The organism is Planctomycetia bacterium (genome assembly GCA_021413845.1).
Lineage (GTDB): Bacteria > Planctomycetota > Planctomycetia > Pirellulales > PNKZ01 > PNKZ01.
Genome location: JAIOPP010000151.1, coordinates 14,571 through 34,080, shown reverse-complemented (window position 1 = coordinate 34,080; position 19,510 = coordinate 14,571). Strand labels below are relative to the sequence as shown.

Below are 19,510 nucleotides of genomic sequence, written 5' to 3'. Positions count from 1 at the left end.
AGCTCGTTGGGCTATCGACCCCCGGCACCCGAGGCCGTTCAAGCTTGGTCTTTTCGCTACGCTGCGCTCCGCGAAAAGACCAAGCTTGATTCTTGAAGAAACTAACGCAACACTTGGTATCACGCGTGGGGGCAGGTCACTGCAGAGCGAAGCACAGGTGGACAGGACGGTAATTGCTTTGCACAAGCCTCGGCAGCACGCCGAATCACAAAAGAGGATAACTCGTCACATGGAAAGTCAAGACAACGTCCTAGTCGCATCTAAAGGAATGGGAAACTGGAAAGAGGATTGCTGCGCAGCCACTTCTCACGTAGCTCTCTTACCTGACGGGCATGTTCTTTGCTTTACAGGAGGTCGAGTCGCTCAATTTCCGGTTTACGATGAGAAAGATCACACATATTTATGGAGTTGCAACTCGCCCGGGGGAATGGGGACTGTTCGCAAAATTGATTCGCCACTTATGCCGGGGACGCATGACTACGCTGACCTCTTTTGTTGCGGACATGCGATCCTACCTGACGGTCGACTCTTGGTAGCTGGTGGCAATTATGCTCAAGCCAACGATTCCTTCATTTTCGATTGGAATTCAAAAAAATGGAGTTTCGCGGGAAAGATGCGCGTCACTCGTTACTATCCGACCCTTGTCACGCTTGCTGATGGAAGGGTACTTGTCACTCAAGGGACTGTCGCGACGAAAAGCCACAATTCAGATCAACACGACGTGCATAAACACGGTGGACACCAGCATGGTGCGCATGGGAACAATACAAAATATGTAGTAGTTGAGGAACAGGAAGTTTTTGACCCGACGACGCTCAGTTGGTCGGCGTGCGGAACGACTTACGACAAAACTCAGCGATTTTATCCACGGCTACACGTATTGGCTGACGGAAATGTGCTATGCACGTCCGTTTTTGGCGAACAAGGTGTTGTTGCGAGTCATGCGACATGCGTACTTGACGTTACATCCTGGAAGTGGGAAAAGCTCTGCGACGTTCCTGCTGGGCTCGGAGAATATATAAATTACGCCACCGATGTCATGACCGATCCTGAAGGATTCGGCTGGCACACTCAGTCAGTTCTTTTGCCGCTATCGTCGGACGATTCAGACACTAAGTGCAATGAACGAGTGCTCGTTCTCGGCGGAAAATGCCCATACAAGCTCGATGTTAGAGCTAAAACACCATCGTGGACTTCGTTACCAAACGTACCTGTCGACTACGATGGATTTCATCATTTGTGCGGGGCTGCCGTTTATCTGGCCGATGGCACACTATTTTTGACGGGCGGCGTAGACGAACGAGGTGGTGAATACTGGCCCAAACCAAATCCTCGCATTCTTAAGTCATATATCTATGATCCCAAATCCGAGCAGTGGCAAGAAGTTAAAAGCGCAATCCGACCGCGCGCATATCACTTCAGTGCTGTCCTTCTTCCCGATGGTCGCGTTTGGACGGCTGGCGGCGAAGACCATTGCGATTTTTCTCGGAGCCATCCACAGATTTCGATCTACTCTCCGCCGTACTTGGACGCGAAAGAGCGACCAGAGATCGAGTCAGCACCGAAAGAAGTCAACTATGGCGAACAGTTTAAGGTGTCCTACGCAAACGCGAAGAGTATAGATCGAGTGACATTGATTAGATGCTGCTCGATGACCCATGCATTTAGTTCGGATCAACGATGCATCAATATGACGATTGTTCATGAATCTTCAAAAAGCATCACTCTGAAAGTGCCGACGTCGCCAGGAGTCGCCCCCCCGGGTCCGTACTTCCTTTTCCTGTTGACGTCTGACGGAGTGCCGTCGGTGGCCCACGTCTTGTTTGTCGGCCAGAAAAAATGAACCCTCCCCAAAATACTTGCATCGACAGTCTACTGCTCGTCCCGCAGCGGCCTCCCAGATCGGCTCGCCGGTTTTTACTCCCTTGGCTTTCATCTCGTATGACTTGGCAATCACCGCCGCAACCTGGTTGCCGATCACGCCGACGGGCTTCTCTCGCGGAGGAACGAATCGCGGATTCTTTCCGCCGAAACGTAGAAGCAATCGGCGTCGAGATGGGCGATGAGCATGGCTTCCTCTTGGCACGATCCAATGGCGCTGATACTGCACGCCTGTCACCTATCGGACGCCAGCAAGAAAAACCGTAGGATTTCCGCCATGTGCGGACGTTTCACATTGCGCGCTCGGCTCAACGATCTCCTTGCCGAGTGGGGCTACGAGCAGGCGCTGGAATACGCACAGCGGTACAACATCGCCCCGACGCAACAGATTCCGATCATCGCTGCCGGCGGCGCGCCGAAGCTGGTGAAGTGGGGGCTCATTCCATCGTGGGCCGCAGAACCGAAGATCGGTAGCAGCCTCATTAACGCCCGGGCCGAGACCGTCGCGGAGAAGCCCGCCTTTCGTTCGGCGTTCAAACGCGGCCGCTGCCTCATCGTCGCCGATGGGTTCATCGAATGGAAGAAAGAGGGGGACGTGAAGCAGCCGTACTTCATCCGCATGAAAGACGACCGGCCGTTCACGTTCGCCGGATTGAGCGAGCGATGGTCGAAGGTCGAGCCGCCGATCGACTCAGCGACGATCATCACGACCGAAGCCAATCCGTTGATGGCCGGGCTCCACGATCGGATGCCGGTCATTCTCCCGCCCGACGCGCGAGCGTTGTGGCTCGATCCGGAGTTCACCGGCCAGGAAAAGTTGCTGTCGCTATTACAGCCTTATCCCGACGACGACTTGATCGCCACGCCGGTAAGCCGATTCGTGAACAGCCCGAATGCGGACGATCCGCGGTGCTTGAATCCGCTATGAGCGCCGCTGGGGATGCCGGGAACAACCAAGAAACCGGAGAACATCAAGCGCAGCATAGCGATGGAAACATCGGCTCTCCCGCCAGCGACTCAATCGGATCGCCAACGAAATATGCCGACGGATCGTATCGCCGCGAGTATGAAGAGACCCCGTGCTCCGAACAGCCGGTTGAGAACATTGGCCTAGACACATTGGTTCTGGCTTGCGACGAAGTGTTGCGATTGATGGCGCTTCGGAAAAAGCAGTATGGATTTAGCAATACATGCGAGTAAGCGTGTGAAAGCTGCGCGAAGAAATCCGCAGGCACCCAATTAACCCCAAGCGGAAATCGGGATGCCTTGAATGCCAAGCGCTCATCGAGAACGAGCAAGCTCTCAGGCGCACGGCCGAGCAGGCAAATCAATGGCAGCCTATCGAGACGGCTCCGAAAGAAGCGGGGAGCGAAATTCTTGCTCTCATCCGAGGATGCGAATCGGGAAATATGAAGCGGGCCGTGCTTACCCGTGTGGAGGAAAGCGATTTGATGGCAGCGAATTGTCAAATGCTTGGGACGTGATCGCATGGTCCGCCTTGATCCCGATCAATCGCGAAGATGGCGAGAAGACCGCTTCTGAATCCTAATGGTCGCCGACTCTCGCCCACCCGACCCAAATGCCGACCCAACCGACGACCTCACGCTGACAATATATATCGAGCGCCCGAAAGAGGGGCTGCCCGAGGGCCGCATCTCGATGACTAGCGTTTTCGTCACGCTTGGCGGACTGAAGACCGAAGCCGCCGCCAACGGCCCGCACGAAGAACGCGCGATGCAGAGAGTGCTGATCGATGCGTACTCGTATTTCCGGGATGGCCGCAAATCATTCGTGAACCGTGTTGATCGATACCGGCACGACCACGGGCAGGACCGATAGACCTACCGCCGGTTAAGCGGTCTTTCGGGAGCGTTACACGCCTTATTCCATATGCCGTTCCGAAATATTCACGACGACCCTGGAAGATGACGGTTCTGTCGCCTTGACTTATGAACTAGAATGCCCGCGAATTCTTTACGCTGACCATCGCTATGTGAATAGAGGTAACTATGAGCGAAGACACGTTGCCATTCGTGAAAACCGCGTTGCCCACCGATTGTCTCTATAAAACGGCAACGATTGTCGGCGTTGTGATTGCGGCATTCGGAATCGCGATACCGCTCATCCACGAAAAGAACATCGAAGCCACGATCGCCGACGTACGCGATCTCGAATCTTCGAAGCGTCAAGTCGCAAAAGACATTCTTAGTTCACTAGCGCCACTAAGGAATGTTTCTGATGTGGCGAAGTCCACAGTTGCGAATGCACGAGCCATAAGTGTGCATCTCGAAGGCACGACCTCTGACATAGCGGCATACAACGCTGGCATTGACCGTATGCAGGTGCTTACTAAGAAATTCAAAGCAAGCGAAGAGGCGGTGAAAAATATTAAGCGACCTGGAAAGGCGGCTGGCCCACCGGTACCGGAAAGCGACAAGAACAACCAGTTTTCTCCCGATAGCGATGAAGGCAAAATTATTCGACGATTGCAAAAGGTTAGCGAGGGTGCAGCGCAAATGGCCGACGAATATGAATATATGAAATTAGCTATGACTGCCATACAGGATTGTCAGAAGGCAGCGACGGACTTGATGACTGCGTTGAACGACCAATATGATCTGCTTGCCCGTGTATATGGGCAAATGGCCGAAATTAAAAATCTGCATGAGGCGGATCCTTCAACTGCGAGCACGCTTCGAGATATCAATGAGGCGCTCAAAGAGGCTCATCTAATCGCGACACTGGTTCAAGTTAATGATGCACGACTCGATGATATTGGGAACACCTTGGGCAAAATGGTTGTGGACCGCGACTTTTACGATCAGGTAGGGTTGACCGTATTCGCATTCGGTATGGTGTGGATCGTCACCGGCATCGTCGTCTGGTATCGAAAAGTTCAAAAATGGCAAGATAGACTTATCATGGCGGACGTCCTAGTTAAGGAATACCAATTGCGTCGCAGTCAAATCGCTGATGGAGCACTGAAAACGATCCTGACTGCGTAGTTCGGTGGCCACGCTATTCGATGCCGAGCTTCTCCGGCTCTTCGCTGATCGTAACCCGTTCGATCACTGACAAGCCATCGCCCAAGTCGAACTGCCGCGAATCGACCTTTACCCACGGCATGCGGTGCGAATGTACGGAGTCGTATAGCTGCCAGAGATTTCGCCCCGCAATCTCGACCTCGAAGACCTTCAGTCCGAGGAACCGCAGCGTGATGACGCCGGGCTTGTATTCCGACCCACTATCGAGCTGGAAATACTGGAAGCTCCGGACCTCGCCGCTCTGCTGGATGATATGCAGGGCATACGCCGGTTTGTTCGATGCGCGCGCGTAGGGCTTGTAGAGCCCGTCGCCGAGGCTCGGAAGTTCAAGATCGTCTTCCTGCGCGGGGATGTCGTCGTCGCCGTTGTTCGCGACGTATTTCTTAAGGTGTTCGAGGGCTTTATCGCTTAAGGTATGATTCCTTTCGGTTGATAGTTTCTCTGACGTCGTGGATCGCCCGCATCGCGGATTCCTGAAGGCGGGCCGCGGCCTCGCGCATCCGCTTAAAGAACGGCGGCTTCGGCCCGACCTTCAACCAGTTGCGGCGACCGTGCTCGGCTCTCACGGTTCGATCGCCTTCGGTCTGCTCGTTGACGCCGAGAGCCTTCCGCCACTTCGTTACGGTCTGCGCCGTTACGCCCCACCAATACGCGACCGCTTGAGATGCCTCACGCCGCACGGCTCGGACGAGACCACCGTAGACGACGAGGGCTCGATTGGAGTTGCCCTTCACGCGGCCCAGAGGCCAAGGGATCCGACCGTCAGAGATCGCTACAAGGACGACGTCGCCTCGGCACGCGTCGTTGGCCGTCGAGCCGTAGCGGAAACGGGGGGCGGCGTACGGACCGTAGCGGAGTTTGTGGCGGTGATTGGGCTTCATGGCGCTAGTATTATTCGGTCGGCGACCAAACCTCAAGCTTCGGCCTAGCCGTTTCTCAAACGCTTGAGAATGTGCCTATTCTTCAAGAAGAAAGTAAGACCAATTGCTGTACTGCTATGGCTCGGAAGAGGTATGATTGCGTTCGAGTCGATCTAGTTCTTTACCTGCGAGGTGCGATGTGTTGAGTCACGTTGCGTTGCTCATTTCATTGTGTATGCCTAGCGATCCCGGTGTCGTCGTTTACCTGGGAGATTTCGACGGCGATAAGAAGACGGATCGCGCTTTTGTCAGTACCGACGACGCGCGCTGGTATCTCGTGCTTACGAATTCGGGTCCTGATTCCAAATCTTGGGGATCGCAACTTCCCGGCTGGCCTGCATTTGGAGTCCACATTGGCGATTTCGACGGAGATGGAAAAGCGGATCGGCTTTATATATCGGACGTCAATGGGAAGTGGCACATCATCACTGCGACTGGCCAATTGGGTGTTCCAGGGATCTCTTGGGGGGAAGCAATGCCGCCCGGATGGCTCAAATCGGGGATCGTCCTGGCCGATTTCAATGGAGATCGCAAAACCGACCGCGCCTTTGTAAGTCCGATAGATTCCAAATGGTATGTGTTGCTTACTCAGAATGGGAAGGATGCGTTCCCTTTAGGAGCGCCAGGAATACCTTGGGGTTCCGAGGCAGCGCCTGGATGGTCAAACGAAGTCGGAGTTGCCGATTTCAACGGTGACGGTATAGCTGATCGAGCATTCTTAGCGCCCGGCACTGCCAAATGGCACATTGTAGATACGCCGACACGCGGCATCATCGGAACCTGGGGTGAACAGCTCCCCGGTTGGCCGGACAAAGGCGTACAAGTCGCGGATGTTGATGGGGACAAAAAGTCAGACCGAATCTATATCACGTCGGATGGTCACGTTCATATCAAGAGGGCTACTGGCGAACTCGGCTCATCTCTATTCGCTTGGGGAGCGCCACTTCCTCCGGGTTGGGATCCAAAAAGAGTCGTGTTCACGGACTTTGACGGCGATGGAAAGGATGATCCGTCGTTTGTTTCATCAGAGGGAAAATGGCACGTCGTTGGATCACTTAATGGGCAGCCGGGAGTACCCGGTATTTCCTGGGGGTCAAATCCATTTGCAGACGCGGCTCCGGCGCTTCGTGACTCATTTCCATCTTCTCGCCGACTTACCGGACTTGAAAGCTGGAAGGACATGGCCCGAGCGACAGTAGTGGATACCAACTCAACTTTAGCGGTTCATAAAGCTGGATGGACTACCTCCTGCTCTAAATGCGTTCGTGACGTAGGAATTGGAGCGGTCGTTGGCGGAACAGGAGGAGTTGCCGGAGGTCTTCTGGGTGGTCTGGGAGCTGGTTTTTGCTCCGATAACTGCGAACGATGTATTTCTGATCGACAAACTTCCGAAAAAGGCTCTCCACCAGAGCGTATTGAACATCCTAAGCCGGAAGTTTTCGGCCCTCCTGATCCGAACGAACGGTAGCCGGACTTGCTTGCGGCGGGAGCCAATGCGCTCGGATCTGAGCTATCGGTGTATGGCCGTGGACGTATTCCGACCGGAAGAATCGCTAGTCGGAAGTTACGACTATTGCCCGATGAATTCGATGCCGCGCGTCGACGATGAGTCTCAGCTAAGTTGATTTCGCTGGAAGAGGCGGAGAGAACACGCGAAGTCTGCAAGGCGTGGCAGTTGGATGGATGGCCACGAAGTGGTCTAAGCTGTGCTTTTCAAAATCCAATCAGAGACCAGTAAATGAAGACGCCGTTCTTCGACAGACTTCGCGCTTATTTTCTTGAGGTCGCTGCCGTTATTCGCGGTGAATCCACCGCTTCTAAGATATTTCCGAACACGACCGACAATGGCATGTCTCGCGAGAGGGTATACGCTCAGTTCTTAAAGCTGCATGCTCCCTCGAAATGCAACGTCTCATTTGGCGGGTTCTTGTTCGGCGAAAATGGGGAAGAGTCCGGTCAACTTGATGTGTTGATAACGACCGACACTACACCGCGTTACGATTTTCATAACCGAGATGGCCTGGGAAAGGCTTTTTCTCCGGTCGAGGGAACTCTTGGTGTCGCATCCATCAAGGCAATGCTGAACAAGGTAGAACTCGAAGACGCACTTTCTGGGATGGCAGCTATACCACCGACATCGTCACTTGAGAAAAGAGTGGTCGGCTTTGTGCAAGTCAAAAACTATGAAGACTGGCCGTATAAGGTGATCTTTGCTTCCGACGGCGCGAGTTTAGAAACGATTTTTCACCATCTGAACGCCTTCTATGAGGCGAACCCGTCGATTCCGCATTACCGACGACCACACGTGATTCATGTGGCGGGAAAATACGTAATCTTCCGCATAGTACAAGGGGTTTCTATTGTGGACAAATCGACAGGTAAAATAGATCCCTTAGCGTTGGGTGATTTCAGTGCAATTACTGAGAACTCTGACGTCGTAGGACTGATGTCCGTATTGAGCGAACTACAAAAAAACGCTACGGCATCGAACTTCATCATTCATTCCTACTGGACGCATCTGAATTCGATTCAGGGTCTTCCTCCGCGTTCCTAAAGAATGAATCGCATGATATTTCCGCATGCTGCCCAGCTTAACATCAAAAAATGTTATAGCGCTCCAGCGAGGTTAGACGTACCGCCCGCGTATAAGACCGGGAGTGGTGTGGCTAAGATTTTGGGGCTGATGGGTCCCTCGGTTTTTCTGACGAGCGTCCGTCGGCTCACTTGGGAATTCCCAACCTGGGCCTAGCCGTGCGGTGCGTGCCTAGATGCTCGATCGACTAGGTTGAGGATCGCTTGCTTCGTCGCATCAGGGAGCGTCGGCCAGGCCTCGACTACAGATGCCAAGTCGTTAGCTGCGGTGCTCGAAATGTCGACATTGGCAGCAAATCCGGTGCAGAGGCCCTCGGACCTCTCCATTTCCGGCGTTTTAGCGTCTCTTCGAGTCCTGAAGGGGGCACTCTTATTATCGGCCACCTGCGAAAAACTGCGATTTACTGCAGTGTTCCGTAGCGTGGCCGATGCTGTTTGCGAACCTGAAGCGCGAGCGTTGTGGCTCGATCCGTAGTTTACCGGCCGGGAAAAGCTACTGTTGCTGTTACAGCCGGATCCCGACGACGATCTGATCGCAAGTCCCGTAAGCCGCTTGGGCAACAGCCCGAAGTCGGACGATCCGCAGCGCTTGAATCCGCTGTGAGGGTTCGCCAATGACTGCCCACCTCGGGGGTCGCCGGCTCTTACTCTTAGGCCCTTACCTCGGCTCTCTGGGTGCTGCATACGTGGTTTACTCACGTGCAACGGCAAACAAAATTGTCGAAGATTCCAATCGAGCCGTAACGAAGCTCAGATCAACGAGCGGCCGCCGCGGGCTTCTTTCACGATCATTTGAATAAAGTGCATTTTTCGCAGGACCGGTCGGGACATCACGAAAGGATAGAAATCGTGCTGGCCCATGCTTCGCGCCAACTCGTTGAGCACCGTCGTGAGTTGGATCCAAGAATTGACGAGTAAGATCACGCGCTGTGCATCATCGACCTGCGGATTGTAGAGATCGTCGACCGAAAACGGTTCGACGGCGGCCTCGACGTCTTCTCCGCGAAGGCCGAAACGCAAGGCCGTGTCGAGACTATCGACGACGTGAAGGTAGTGGGCCCAGCTTTCCGCCCAATCCTCCCAGGGATGGACCGAAGCGTAAGACGTGATGTGACGGTCTGCCCAATCCGCCGGTGGGCCCTGTTCGTAATTTCGTTTGAGAGCTGCGGCATAGTCTTGCCGCTCGTCGCCGAAGAGCTCTCGAAACTTTTCGAGCCACGGTGTGCCGTCGACCAAGCGATCCCAATAGTAGTGGCCGATCTCGTGTCGTAGATGGCCCAGCAGCGTACGATACGGCTCGCGCATCTGATCACGGATCTTCTCGCGCTGTGAATCGTCGGCTTCTTCGACATTGAGCGTGATCAAGCCGTCGGCATGGCCGGTAAGTATCCGCGGTCCTTCGGCCGGCGAGCGAAGAAAGTCGAACATGACGCCGTGTTCCGGATCTTCGTCGACTCGCGACGCCACAGGGAGTCCGAGCGTGAGCAACTGAGAGACCAAGCGGCGTTTCGCATTTTCGATCTTGCGCCACAACACTCCGTTTTCTTGGACGCCCAGATCCGGAATCGTCCGGTTCAGGCGACACGAACGACAAAGCGGCTCCGTTTCCGCAGCGGGCGTAAGCCAGTTGCATCCCGCCGGCGAATCGAAGTTTGCGCAGCGTCGCTGCAGCGGCGCATCGTCGTCTTCTCCGTCTATGCGCCACGTGTCCGGTTTAGGACCCGGCGATAAGGCGCCGAGCCGTCGCAACTCGGGATCGTACCCCAGTTGCGCTCGGCAACCCAAGCAGATGCTGTTGCGAAAGTAGACCGGCCGTTCGCATCGACAGCGAAACACGGAGCTGCGGCCCGAGGGTTCCTCCGTCCGCCAAGATTCCGTCAGCCGCCGGGTGATGTATTCGAAGAAGTTCGCCATGGAGTGCCGATTTTCTAGGGCCCGAGATGCGCCGATGCGATCGGACAGTCTAACGATACGCCGCGCCGAACACCCGAGCTTTTCGACGTCAGTCCTGAAAGCAGCGCTCGAGCCGAGGATCCTGCCGTAGAATCCGGTCGACTTCGGGCACTGCATCGCGGCTCGAAAGGATGGTGTAGAAGCCGCTTTTCAGCGACGGTGCGATGCGGACCGCTTCGAGCCATTCTCTGCGCGAGAACGGATCGGAGGCGATCGCGTCCCAAAAACCGACGGCATCGAACAAGCCGGCGATGCGTGCCGTGTTTTCCTGCTGCAGTTGACTAACGACGTAGCAGGCGACGCCGACTTGCAGACCATGCAGTCGCGGCCTCGCCGAAATCATATCGAGAGCGTGCGAGATGAGATGCTCGCTTCCGCTCGCCGGGCGTGACGAACCGCTCAACTCCATGGCAATCCCGTTCAGCATCAACGAAGTCGCCAACAGACGGATTCCTTCGAGATCCAAGGCCGGATGGCTCAGGTAAGCATGAATCGAACCATCGGAGAGGAGCGCCGCGAAATCGTTCACCGGTTCGTCGGTAGCGTGGAACGACAACTTCCAATCGGCAACGGCAGTGAACTTCGCGACTAGGTCGCCGACTCCGGAGAGCGTGAGCGCAGTCGGCGCAGCCTGACAGACGGCTGTGTCGATGACGACCGCGAACGGGAGCGCCGCTGGAAGCGATCGCCGTTTGTCGCGAATCGTCAAGCTCGATTGCGGGCTGCAGAAGCCGTCGTTCGAGAGGGACGTCGGCACGGCATAGTACGGCTTTCTTGACAGGAAGCCGACGTATTTCGCGATGTCCAACGCTTTGCCGCCGCCGACGCCGACGATCGCCGCAATGTCCGGAGGGAGATCGGTGAACCATCGGGCCGCCGATTCGAGATCGTTCTGCGCGACGTCGATCAGCGCGGCGATCTCGATCGACTGGTCAGCCAGACTGCGACGAACGCGATCGGACAAAGTTGCGTTCAGTCCCTGGCTTTGTAGGACCGCGACCTTGAAGTGCTCGTTGCGGCGGAGATAGATTCCAAGTCGATCAAGCGCGCCGGCTTTCACTCGGACCAACGTGGGGATCGCAATCTGAGTCGGCTTCAGCATGTCAGAGAGAATCGGCTTGGGGCTCCACCGCGAAGCAAGTTAAACAATGCCCGTAACGTCTCGAATTGCAAGGAAAGTGGACGAGTATTACGCCGTTTGCTTGAAATGCGCACACTCGACTTCGGTTAGTCACCGAGCGAAATACCGAGCGCGCGGGCCGTCGTAGCGAGGCTGCCGTTGAGGTCGACGGTCTTCAGCTTGTTCACGGCGTCGAGGATCGGAATCGCCGTGACGGTCGAGCCCTGGTAGGCGACCATCTTTCCGAACTCGCCTGCCGCCACGCACTCGACCGCCTTCGCGCCGAAGATCGAGCAGAGGGCCCGATCGAACGTCGTCGGGCTGCCGCCCCGCTGCAAATGGCCGAGAACGCAGCAGCGAGTTTCGATGCCAGTTAATCTTTCGATTTCGGCGGTCACGACCGCGCCGATGCCGCCGAGCCGCGCCTCGCCGATCTTCGTGGTGTCGCCTGCGGTGATGAAGTCCGTTCCCGCCGGACGAGCCCCTTCCGCGACGACGACGATCGTGAACAGTCGCCCCCGCTGCTTGCGCTCTTCGATCTTCGCGCAGATGCTCTCATAGCGGAACGGCATCTCGGGAATCAGGATCACATCGGCTCCGCCGGCGACCCCCGCGTAGATCGCGATCCAGCCGGCGTAGCGCCCCATCACTTCGAGCACCATCACGCGGTTGTGGCTTTCGGCCGTAGTATGCAGTCGGTCGATCGCGTCGGTCGCGCAGGCCACGGCCGAGTCGAACCCGAAGGTCTGCAGCGTGCCGCTGAGATCGTTGTCGATCGTTTTCGGCACGCCGACGATCGGAATGCCGTGCTCGTGCATCTGCTGCGCGATGCTTAGCGAACCGTCGCCGCCGATCGAGATCAGCGCCGACACGCCGAGCCGCTCCATCCCTTGCTTCGTCTCTTCGAGCAGCTCGACCGGCAAGCGGCGCGAGTCGCCGTGGCCGACCTTGGCCGAGTACCTGCCGCGATTGGCGGTGCCGAGGATCGTGCCGCCGCGCGTGAGCAATCCGCCGACGCTCTTATAGTCGAGGTCGATGAAGCGATCGGTCGACAGCAACCCTTCGTAGCCGCCGATGATGCCGAGAACCTCCCAACCCCGAATGCAAGCCGCCTTCACGGCTGCCCGAATCACGGCGTTCAAGCCGGGACAATCTCCGCCGCCGGTCACGATGGCGATGCGCTGGGTCATGATCGTTACCCGGGGTGAGTATGGTCGGCCGACGGAGCGTGCGCCGCGTCCTGAGACGGGGGCTGATGCGGAGCATGGTGCGAGTGCGGCGACCACCATTCGGAGAACGTCTGTAGGACGAAGTAAAAGATCGGCGTGAGGAAGATGCCGAAGAACGTGACGCCGAGCATGCCGGCGAAGACCGAGGTGCCGAGCGTTTGCCGCATCTCGGCACCGGCACCGGTCGCCAACATCAACGGCACGACGCCGAGGATGAACGCGAACGACGTCATCATGATCGGCCGGAGCCGGAGCTTCGACGCAATGACGGCCGCATCGAATCGATTCGTCCCTTGCTCCCGGTTTTGCTTGGCGAACTCGACGATGAGCACCGCGTTTTTACACGCCAGGCCCGCGAGCACGACGAACCCGATCTGCGTGAAAATGTTGTTGTCCATACCGCGGTAGGCCGCCCCGGCCAAGGCGCAGAGCAAGCTCATCGGCACGATCAAGATAATCGCCAGCGGCAGCGTCCAGCTCTCGTACTCGGCGGCATGCGTGAGGAACACGAACAAGATGCACAGTGGGAAGATATAGATCGCCGTATTACCTTCGGTCTTCTCCTGATAGCTGAGCTCGGTCCACTCGGTGCTCATGTTGCCGGGGAGTTCTCGGGCGGCGACTCCTTCCATCGCCGTCATGGCTTGGCCCGAGCTGACGCCCGGCTTCCAACTGCCGTTGATCGTCGCCGCCGTGACGTTTTGATAGCGATTGATCAACACCGGGCCCGACGAGTCTTCGACCGTCGCCACGGCGCTGAGCGGCACCATCTGCCCGGCCGTGTTGCGAACGTTGATCTTCTGAATGTCGTTGCGATCGATGCGGAACTTGGCATCGGCCTGCAAGTTCACTTGCCAAGTCCGGTCGAACTGATTGAAGTCGTTGACGTAGTAGCCACCGAGATAAACTTGCAGCGAATCGAACACATCGTTGAGCGCTACGCCCATCGTCTTGCATTTCGTGCGGTCGATGTCGAGATAGAGCTGCGGCGTGTTGGCGCGGAACATGCTGAACACGCCGACCAGTTGCGGCTGCGCGTTGGCCTTCTCGGTGAGATTGTCGACTTGTCCTTGCAGTTCCTTGAGCTCGCCGCCGCCGCGGAGCTTGACCATGATCTTGAAGCCGCCGGCGTTGCCGACACCGTCGACCGGCGGCGCGCCGAAGACGCCGATCTGCGCCTCGGGAATCGCGACGTAAAGCTTCTTGCGCAGTTCGCTCGCGATGTGATCGGCCCCCAACTCTTTGCCGTGCCGGTGGTGGAACTCATCGAGCACGACGTACATCGAGCCGAAGTTCGAGCCGTTAGCGTTGAGCAGGAACGACTGCCCCGAGATGACGATCCGATGCGCGACGCCGGGGACTTGCTTCACGATTTCGTCGACCCTGCGCATCACGTGCTGCGTCCGCTCTAGCGACGACGAGTCGGGCAGCTGCGCGGAGATGAGCAAGTAGCCTTTGTCTTGCGCCGGCACGAAGCCGGTCGGTACGGTCGTGAAGCCCTTGTAGGTGAGAAACAGCAGCCCGACGTACACGGCCAAGCCGATCACGGCCCCGCGCAAGCAGAGCTTGACGAGCCGTTCGTAGAAATTCGTCGTCGCGTCGAACGACTTGTTGAAGCCTCGGAAGAACCAGCCGAGCGTCGTGTCGAGCAGCTTCGTCAACGGGTCTTTCTTCGCGCCGTGCGGCTTGAGCAAGATCGCGGCGAGCGCCGGGCTGAGCGTCAGCGAGTTGAAGGCCGAGATCAAGGTCGACGTGGCGATCGTCAGCGCAAACTGACGATAGAACTGGCCCGACATGCCGGAGATGAACGCCGTCGGAATAAACACCGCGCTCAAGCCGAACGCGATGGCGATGACCGCGACCGTCACTTCTTCCATCGACTTATAGGCGGCTTCCTTGGGCGGCAAGCCCAGGCCGATCCAGCGCTCGACGTTCTCCACCACGACGATCGCATCGTCGACCACGACGCCGATCGCGAGCACGAGCCCAAGCAGCGAGATGTTGTTCAAACTGAAGCCGAGCATCGCCATCACGGCGAACGTGCCGACGAGCGACACCGGCACGGCGATCAGCGGAATGATCACCGAGCGCCAATTCTGCAGGAACACCATCACGACGATCGCGACTAAGATGATCGCTTCGAACAGCGTCTTGTAGACTTCGTGAATCGATTCTTCAATGAACGGCGTCGTATCGTAGACGATCGAGTATTGCAGGCCGTCGGGGAACTCTGCCTTCAAATGCTCCATCGTCTTCCGCACGACTTCGGCCGTCGCGACTGCGTTCGAGCCGGGGAGCTGAAACACGGCCAAGCCGACGGTCGGCTTGCCATCGAGCAGCGCTGTCTGATCTTGGCTCTTGGCGCCGAGCTCGACCCGCGCGACGTCGCGAACCCGAACCGTTTGGCCGGAGTCGCCGGTCTTGACGATGATATCGGCGAACCGCTCCGGATCGACCAGTCGACCGAGCGTCGTCATCGTGTACTGGAAGCTGAGGCCGCTCGGCACCGGCGGCTGACCGATCTGCCCCGCCGCGACCTGCACGTTCTGCTCGCGCAGCGATTTGACGACGTCGCCGCTTGTGAGGTTGAACGCCTTGAGCCGATCCGCGTCGAGCCAGAGCCGCATGCTGTAGTCTTGCTGGCCGAGAAACGTGACGTCGCCGACTCCCTTGATGCGCGCCAGCGTATCTTTGATGTTGATCGTCGCGTAGTTGCTCAAGTAGAGCTGATCGTAGCGGCCGTCGGGCGACGTCAGGTTGACGACCAACATGATGTTCGGCGACTTCTTCTTCGTCGTCACGCCGGTCTGCTTGACGATGTCGGGCAGCGTCGGCAGCGCCATCGACACCCGGTTCTGCACCAAGACCTGCGCCATGTCGAGGTTCGTGCCGAGCTCGAACGTGACCGTGAGGTTGTATGCGCCGTCGTTCGTGCATTGCGACGACATGTACAACATCCGCTCGACGCCGTTGACCTGCTGCTCGATCGGCGCGGCGACCGTTTCGGCGACGACCACGGCGCTCGCGCCGGGATACGTGCACGAGACCTGCACCGTCGGCGGCGCGATCTCGGGATACTGCGCGACGGGCAACGTCAGCACGGCGACGCCGCCGGCGATCGTCATCACGATCGACAACACGGCGGCGAAAATCGGACGATCGATGAAGAAGCGAGAAAACACGGGATCGTCCTATTTCTGCGCGGAGGGCGTGGCCGTGGGGGTCGAGACCGGCGCGGCTGCGGGAGTCGCGGTCGAAGTCGGCGTCGGCGCTGGCGGAGTCGGCACGGCGGCTTCGCTCTTGCCCGACGGCGAGGTCGGCGCGTCTATCGCAAACGTCTGCATCTCGACCATGTTCGTGTCGACGGCCGAGCCCGGCCGGACGCGCTGCACTCCGGCGACGATGATCGGTTCGCCGGCCTTCAACCCTTCCTCGACGACGACGAGTCCCCGCTCGCTGCGCCCGACCCGTACCCGACGATACTGCACCTTCTTGGCCGCATCGACCACGTAGACGAACTTCTGCCCTTGATCGCTCCCGATCGCTTGTTCGGCGATCAGCACGGCGTTCCGCGGCTCGCCAAGGGGAACGCGAACTCGCGCGAACATGCCGGGCACGAGCTTCCGCTTCCCGACGGACGGCAAAGGGTTCGGCACGACGGCCCGCAGCCGAATCGTGCCGGTGTTCGCATCGATTTGATTGTCGGCGAAGTCGATCGTGCCCGGATGCGGGAAGCCGATTTCGTTGTCGAGCCCGAGCTCGATCGGAATGTGAATGCCGTCGACCAGCTTAATGCGCCCTTCGCGAACCTCTTGTTGAATTCGGAGCAGGCGGCGCTCGTCGACGTCGAAGTTCACATACACCGGATCGACCGAGACGATCGACGTAAGCAACGTTTGATCGGCGACGACGAGGTTGCCGATGTCGAGCTTCCGATTGCTGACGACGCCGGCGATCGGAGCGTGGATTTCCGTGAAGTTGAGGTTCAACTTCGTGATTTCGGACTCGGCTTCCGACGAAGAGACCATCGCCTTGGCTTCTTCGAAGGCCGCGGCCGATTGATCGAATTCCGATTGGCTTACCGCGCTCTTCTTGATCAGTTCTTGATTGCGCTTGAATTCGGCATCGCGAAATGCGGACGCCGCTTTCTTCACGGCGACGAGCGCTACGGCGCTGTCGTTGGCCGCCTTGAACGGTCTCCGGTCGATCACGAACAACAAAGCGCCGGCTTTCACTTCGGTGCCGTCTTGAAACTCAATCTTATCCAAGTAGCCCGTCACGCGCGCTCGCAGGTCGACGGAGTACTGCGCGGCGACGCGGCCCGTGTAGTCTTCGTAGTCCTGCACCTCGCGCTGCAAAGGGAGGGCGGCCGTGACGAGCGTCGCCGTAGGACCCGACGGAGCGGCGCCGGGGGGCTTATTGCAACCGAGAAAGCCTGTGCAGCCGAGAAGAGCTGCCGAAGCGATGAGAAAACACCGCACGAAACGGCAAGGCACGATGAGCCTCCGACAAGCAAGGATGTGAATCCGCATGAGTTGCGGCCGTTCAATATATCGCCGCTGCGCGATTTGGGCAGAGTGTTTCGGTTTGATAATATTTAGGCGACCTGCACCGACACCGAATAAATGATCACCGGAGCTAACCTCCGCCGGAGAACAGCAGTACGACCGACCGAGACGCCGCGGAATACGCCGGCTCCGTGGTCGGTGGGGCTTCCTGCCAAGGGACGATATCGTGCGGCGACTCGAGGCCGGTGTCGATCCAGCGCCGCCAGGGTCGACCATCGATCGTCGTCGGCAGTTCGAACTCCAGCGGATCGTGGTACGCATTGAAGATCAGATGAATGGTCATCCCATCGCGCGGCAATTCGGCCGTAAGGGCGATGCTGCGCGACGAATCGCCCCAGTCCGGTTGATTGAGCCGGACGCCGTGCCAAGCATGGTTCGACTTTCGCAACATTTCGATGATGCTGAGCCGGCCCTGTTCGTGCGTCGCATCGCGGGCCGTACGCCGAGCGCAGAGCAAGCTCGCAAAGCGAAGCACGTCGGCGTGTCGTTCGACGAGCGACCAATCGAACCAGTTCGATTCATCATCGAGGCAATAAGCGTTGTTGTTGCCGAGCTGGGTTCGTCGGACTTCGTCGCCCATGAGGATCATGGGCACACCGAGCGACATCAGCGTCAGCGTGAGAAAGTTCTTCACTTGCCGATTGCGCAGCTGCTCGATCTCCGGATCGTCGGTCGGTCCTTCGACACCGCAGTTCCAGCTGCGGTTGTCGTCTGCGCCGTCGCGATTGTGCTCGCCGTTCGCTTCGTTATGCTTGCCGTTGTACGAGACCAAGTCGTTGAGCGTGAAGCCGTCGTGGCAAGTGACGAAGTTCACCGATTGCTCCGCTTCACGCAACTTGTGACCATACACCTCGGGACTGCCGACGAAGCGATCGGCCGCGCGCCGCAGCGAGCCGGATTCGCCGCGGAGAAAGTCGCGGATGTCGTCGCGGAATCGACCGTTCCACTCTTTCCAAGCGTCGCCGACGAAACTGCCGACTTGATACAGTCCGCCGGCGTCCCACGCTTCGGCGATCAACTTCGTCCCCGCCAATACGGGATCAGACTCGATATCCCACAACACCGGCGCATCGGGAATCGGCCGGCCCGACGGGTCGCGCGAAAGGATCGAGGCGAGATCGAAGCGAAACCCGTCGACGTGCAGTTCCTCGACCCAGTAGCGCAGGCTATCGACGATCAAACGCCGCACGACGGGATGGTTGGCGTTGAGCGTGTTGCCGCAGCCGGTGTAATTCGCGTAGGTTCGATTCGCACCTTCGAGAATGTAGTACGTCGGATCGTCGATGCCGCGGAATGAAAGCGTCGGCCCAGCCTCGCTGCCTTCGGCCGTGTGATTGAACACGACATCGAGAATGACCTCGATCCCCGCGCGGTGCAGCGCTTTGACCATGTCGCGGAATTCGTCGATCGCGGCCAAGGGACACGGCTGCGAGCTATAAGCCAAGTGCGGGGCGAAGAACGAGATCGGTGCGTAGCCCCAATAGTTCGTTCGCCCGGCGGGGCAATCCTGCGGATCGAATTGAAACACCGGCAGCAACTCGACCGCGGTAATGCCCAACTCTTTCAGATAAGGAATCTTCTCGACGACGCCGGCATATGTGCCGCGCTTCGCTTCGTCGACACCGGAGTTCGCGTGCTTCGTGAAGCCGCGCACGTGCAGCTCGTAGATGATCGTCTGCGTCGACGAATGCCGCAGCGGCTTGTCTCCTTCCCAATCGTAGGTGCTCGGGTCGACGACGACGCTCTTCATCGCCGTGGCCCCGTTGTCGCCGGGTCGCCCTGCTGCGCCGCGGTCGTAATTCGCAGGCACGGCGACGGCCCGACCATAGGGATCGAGCAGCAACTTCTCAGGGTCGAAACGCTGCACGAGCAACGCATCGACAGGGCCGCGAACGCGATAGCCGTACAATTGTCCGGCCGTAAGATCCGGCACGAACGCATGCCAGTAGTGATAGGTGCGATTCGCGACCGGGTCGAGCGTGATGATCTGCGACGGCCGTGCATCGTCGACCCGCTCGAACAGCAGCAGTTCGACACCGGCCGCCGTGCGCGAGTAGAGACTGAAATTGACGCCGCCGTCGACGCACGTAGCTCCGAGCGGCGCGCTTCGTCCCGAGGGAGGAAGCGTCGTCGGACTCGCGAGTTTAAGTTCGCTTGCTTCGTCGCTCGGAGGTTGCGCCGTGGAGAGGGAAGATCGCATAAA

At 58.1% G+C, this 19,510-nt stretch carries 13 protein-coding genes; 6 read left to right on the top strand and 7 right to left on the bottom strand.

Features of this window, described 5'->3' with window-relative positions:
* From K8U03_25095 to K8U03_25080, 4 genes are all read left to right on the top strand, one after another.
* Positions 1-1,843 (top strand): DUF1929 domain-containing protein (locus K8U03_25095; GenBank protein MCE9608175.1); only part of this gene is annotated, 1,843 nt, incomplete at its 5' end.
* 315 nt (positions 1,844-2,158) lie between these two features.
* Complete coding sequence (locus K8U03_25090; protein ID MCE9608174.1) at positions 2,159-2,809, top strand: SOS response-associated peptidase; 651 nt, start codon at positions 2,159-2,161, stop codon at positions 2,807-2,809.
* A 620-nt stretch (positions 2,810-3,429) separates the two neighbouring features.
* Positions 3,430-3,720, top strand: a complete 291-nt coding sequence (locus K8U03_25085; protein ID MCE9608173.1) for a hypothetical protein — start codon at positions 3,430-3,432, stop codon at positions 3,718-3,720.
* Positions 3,721-3,890: 170 nt separating this feature from the next.
* The gene (locus tag K8U03_25080) at positions 3,891-4,886 is read left to right on the top strand and encodes a hypothetical protein (GenBank protein ID MCE9608172.1); all 996 of its coding nucleotides are present in this window, start codon (positions 3,891-3,893) and stop codon (positions 4,884-4,886) included.
* 440 nt (positions 4,887-5,326) lie between these two features.
* Here K8U03_25080 and K8U03_25075 read toward each other — a convergent pair whose 3' ends face one another.
* On the bottom strand, positions 5,327-5,806 hold the full coding sequence (locus K8U03_25075; GenBank protein ID MCE9608171.1) for a hypothetical protein: 480 nt from the start codon (positions 5,804-5,806) through the stop codon (positions 5,327-5,329).
* Positions 5,807-6,002: 196 nt separating this feature from the next.
* Between K8U03_25075 and K8U03_25070 the strand changes: the two genes are divergently transcribed.
* Complete coding sequence (locus K8U03_25070; GenBank protein MCE9608170.1) at positions 6,003-7,313, top strand: VCBS repeat-containing protein; 1,311 nt, start codon at positions 6,003-6,005, stop codon at positions 7,311-7,313.
* Positions 7,314-7,583: 270 nt separating this feature from the next.
* A complete protein-coding gene (locus K8U03_25065; GenBank protein MCE9608169.1) occupies positions 7,584-8,399 on the top strand; it encodes a hypothetical protein in 816 nt (271 codons plus the stop codon).
* 788 nt (positions 8,400-9,187) lie between these two features.
* On the opposite strand, the gene K8U03_25060 is transcribed toward K8U03_25065, so the two are convergent.
* The 6 genes from K8U03_25060 to glgX form a co-directional block, all read right to left on the bottom strand.
* Positions 9,188-10,351 (bottom strand): putative zinc-binding peptidase, encoded by a 1,164-nt coding sequence (locus tag K8U03_25060; GenBank protein MCE9608168.1) that lies wholly within the window; start codon positions 10,349-10,351, stop codon positions 9,188-9,190.
* A gap of 88 nt (positions 10,352-10,439) precedes the next feature.
* Positions 10,440-11,492 (bottom strand): iron-containing alcohol dehydrogenase family protein, encoded by a 1,053-nt coding sequence (locus K8U03_25055; protein ID MCE9608167.1) that lies wholly within the window; start codon positions 11,490-11,492, stop codon positions 10,440-10,442.
* Positions 11,493-11,617: 125 nt separating this feature from the next.
* Positions 11,618-12,700: a 6-phosphofructokinase gene (locus tag K8U03_25050; protein ID MCE9608166.1), complete on the bottom strand. Its 1,083-nt coding sequence runs from the start codon at positions 12,698-12,700 to the stop codon at positions 11,618-11,620.
* A 5-nt stretch (positions 12,701-12,705) separates the two neighbouring features.
* Entirely contained in the window at positions 12,706-15,921 is a 3,216-nt protein-coding gene (locus K8U03_25045) for an efflux RND transporter permease subunit (GenBank protein MCE9608165.1), read from the bottom strand.
* 9 nt (positions 15,922-15,930) lie between these two features.
* Entirely contained in the window at positions 15,931-17,235 is a 1,305-nt protein-coding gene (locus tag K8U03_25040; protein MCE9608164.1) for an efflux RND transporter periplasmic adaptor subunit, read from the bottom strand.
* A gap of 142 nt (positions 17,236-17,377) precedes the next feature.
* Positions 17,378-19,507 (bottom strand): glycogen debranching protein GlgX, encoded by a 2,130-nt coding sequence (gene glgX, locus K8U03_25035; protein MCE9608163.1) that lies wholly within the window; start codon positions 19,505-19,507, stop codon positions 17,378-17,380.
* Positions 19,508-19,510 lie beyond the last annotated feature (3 nt).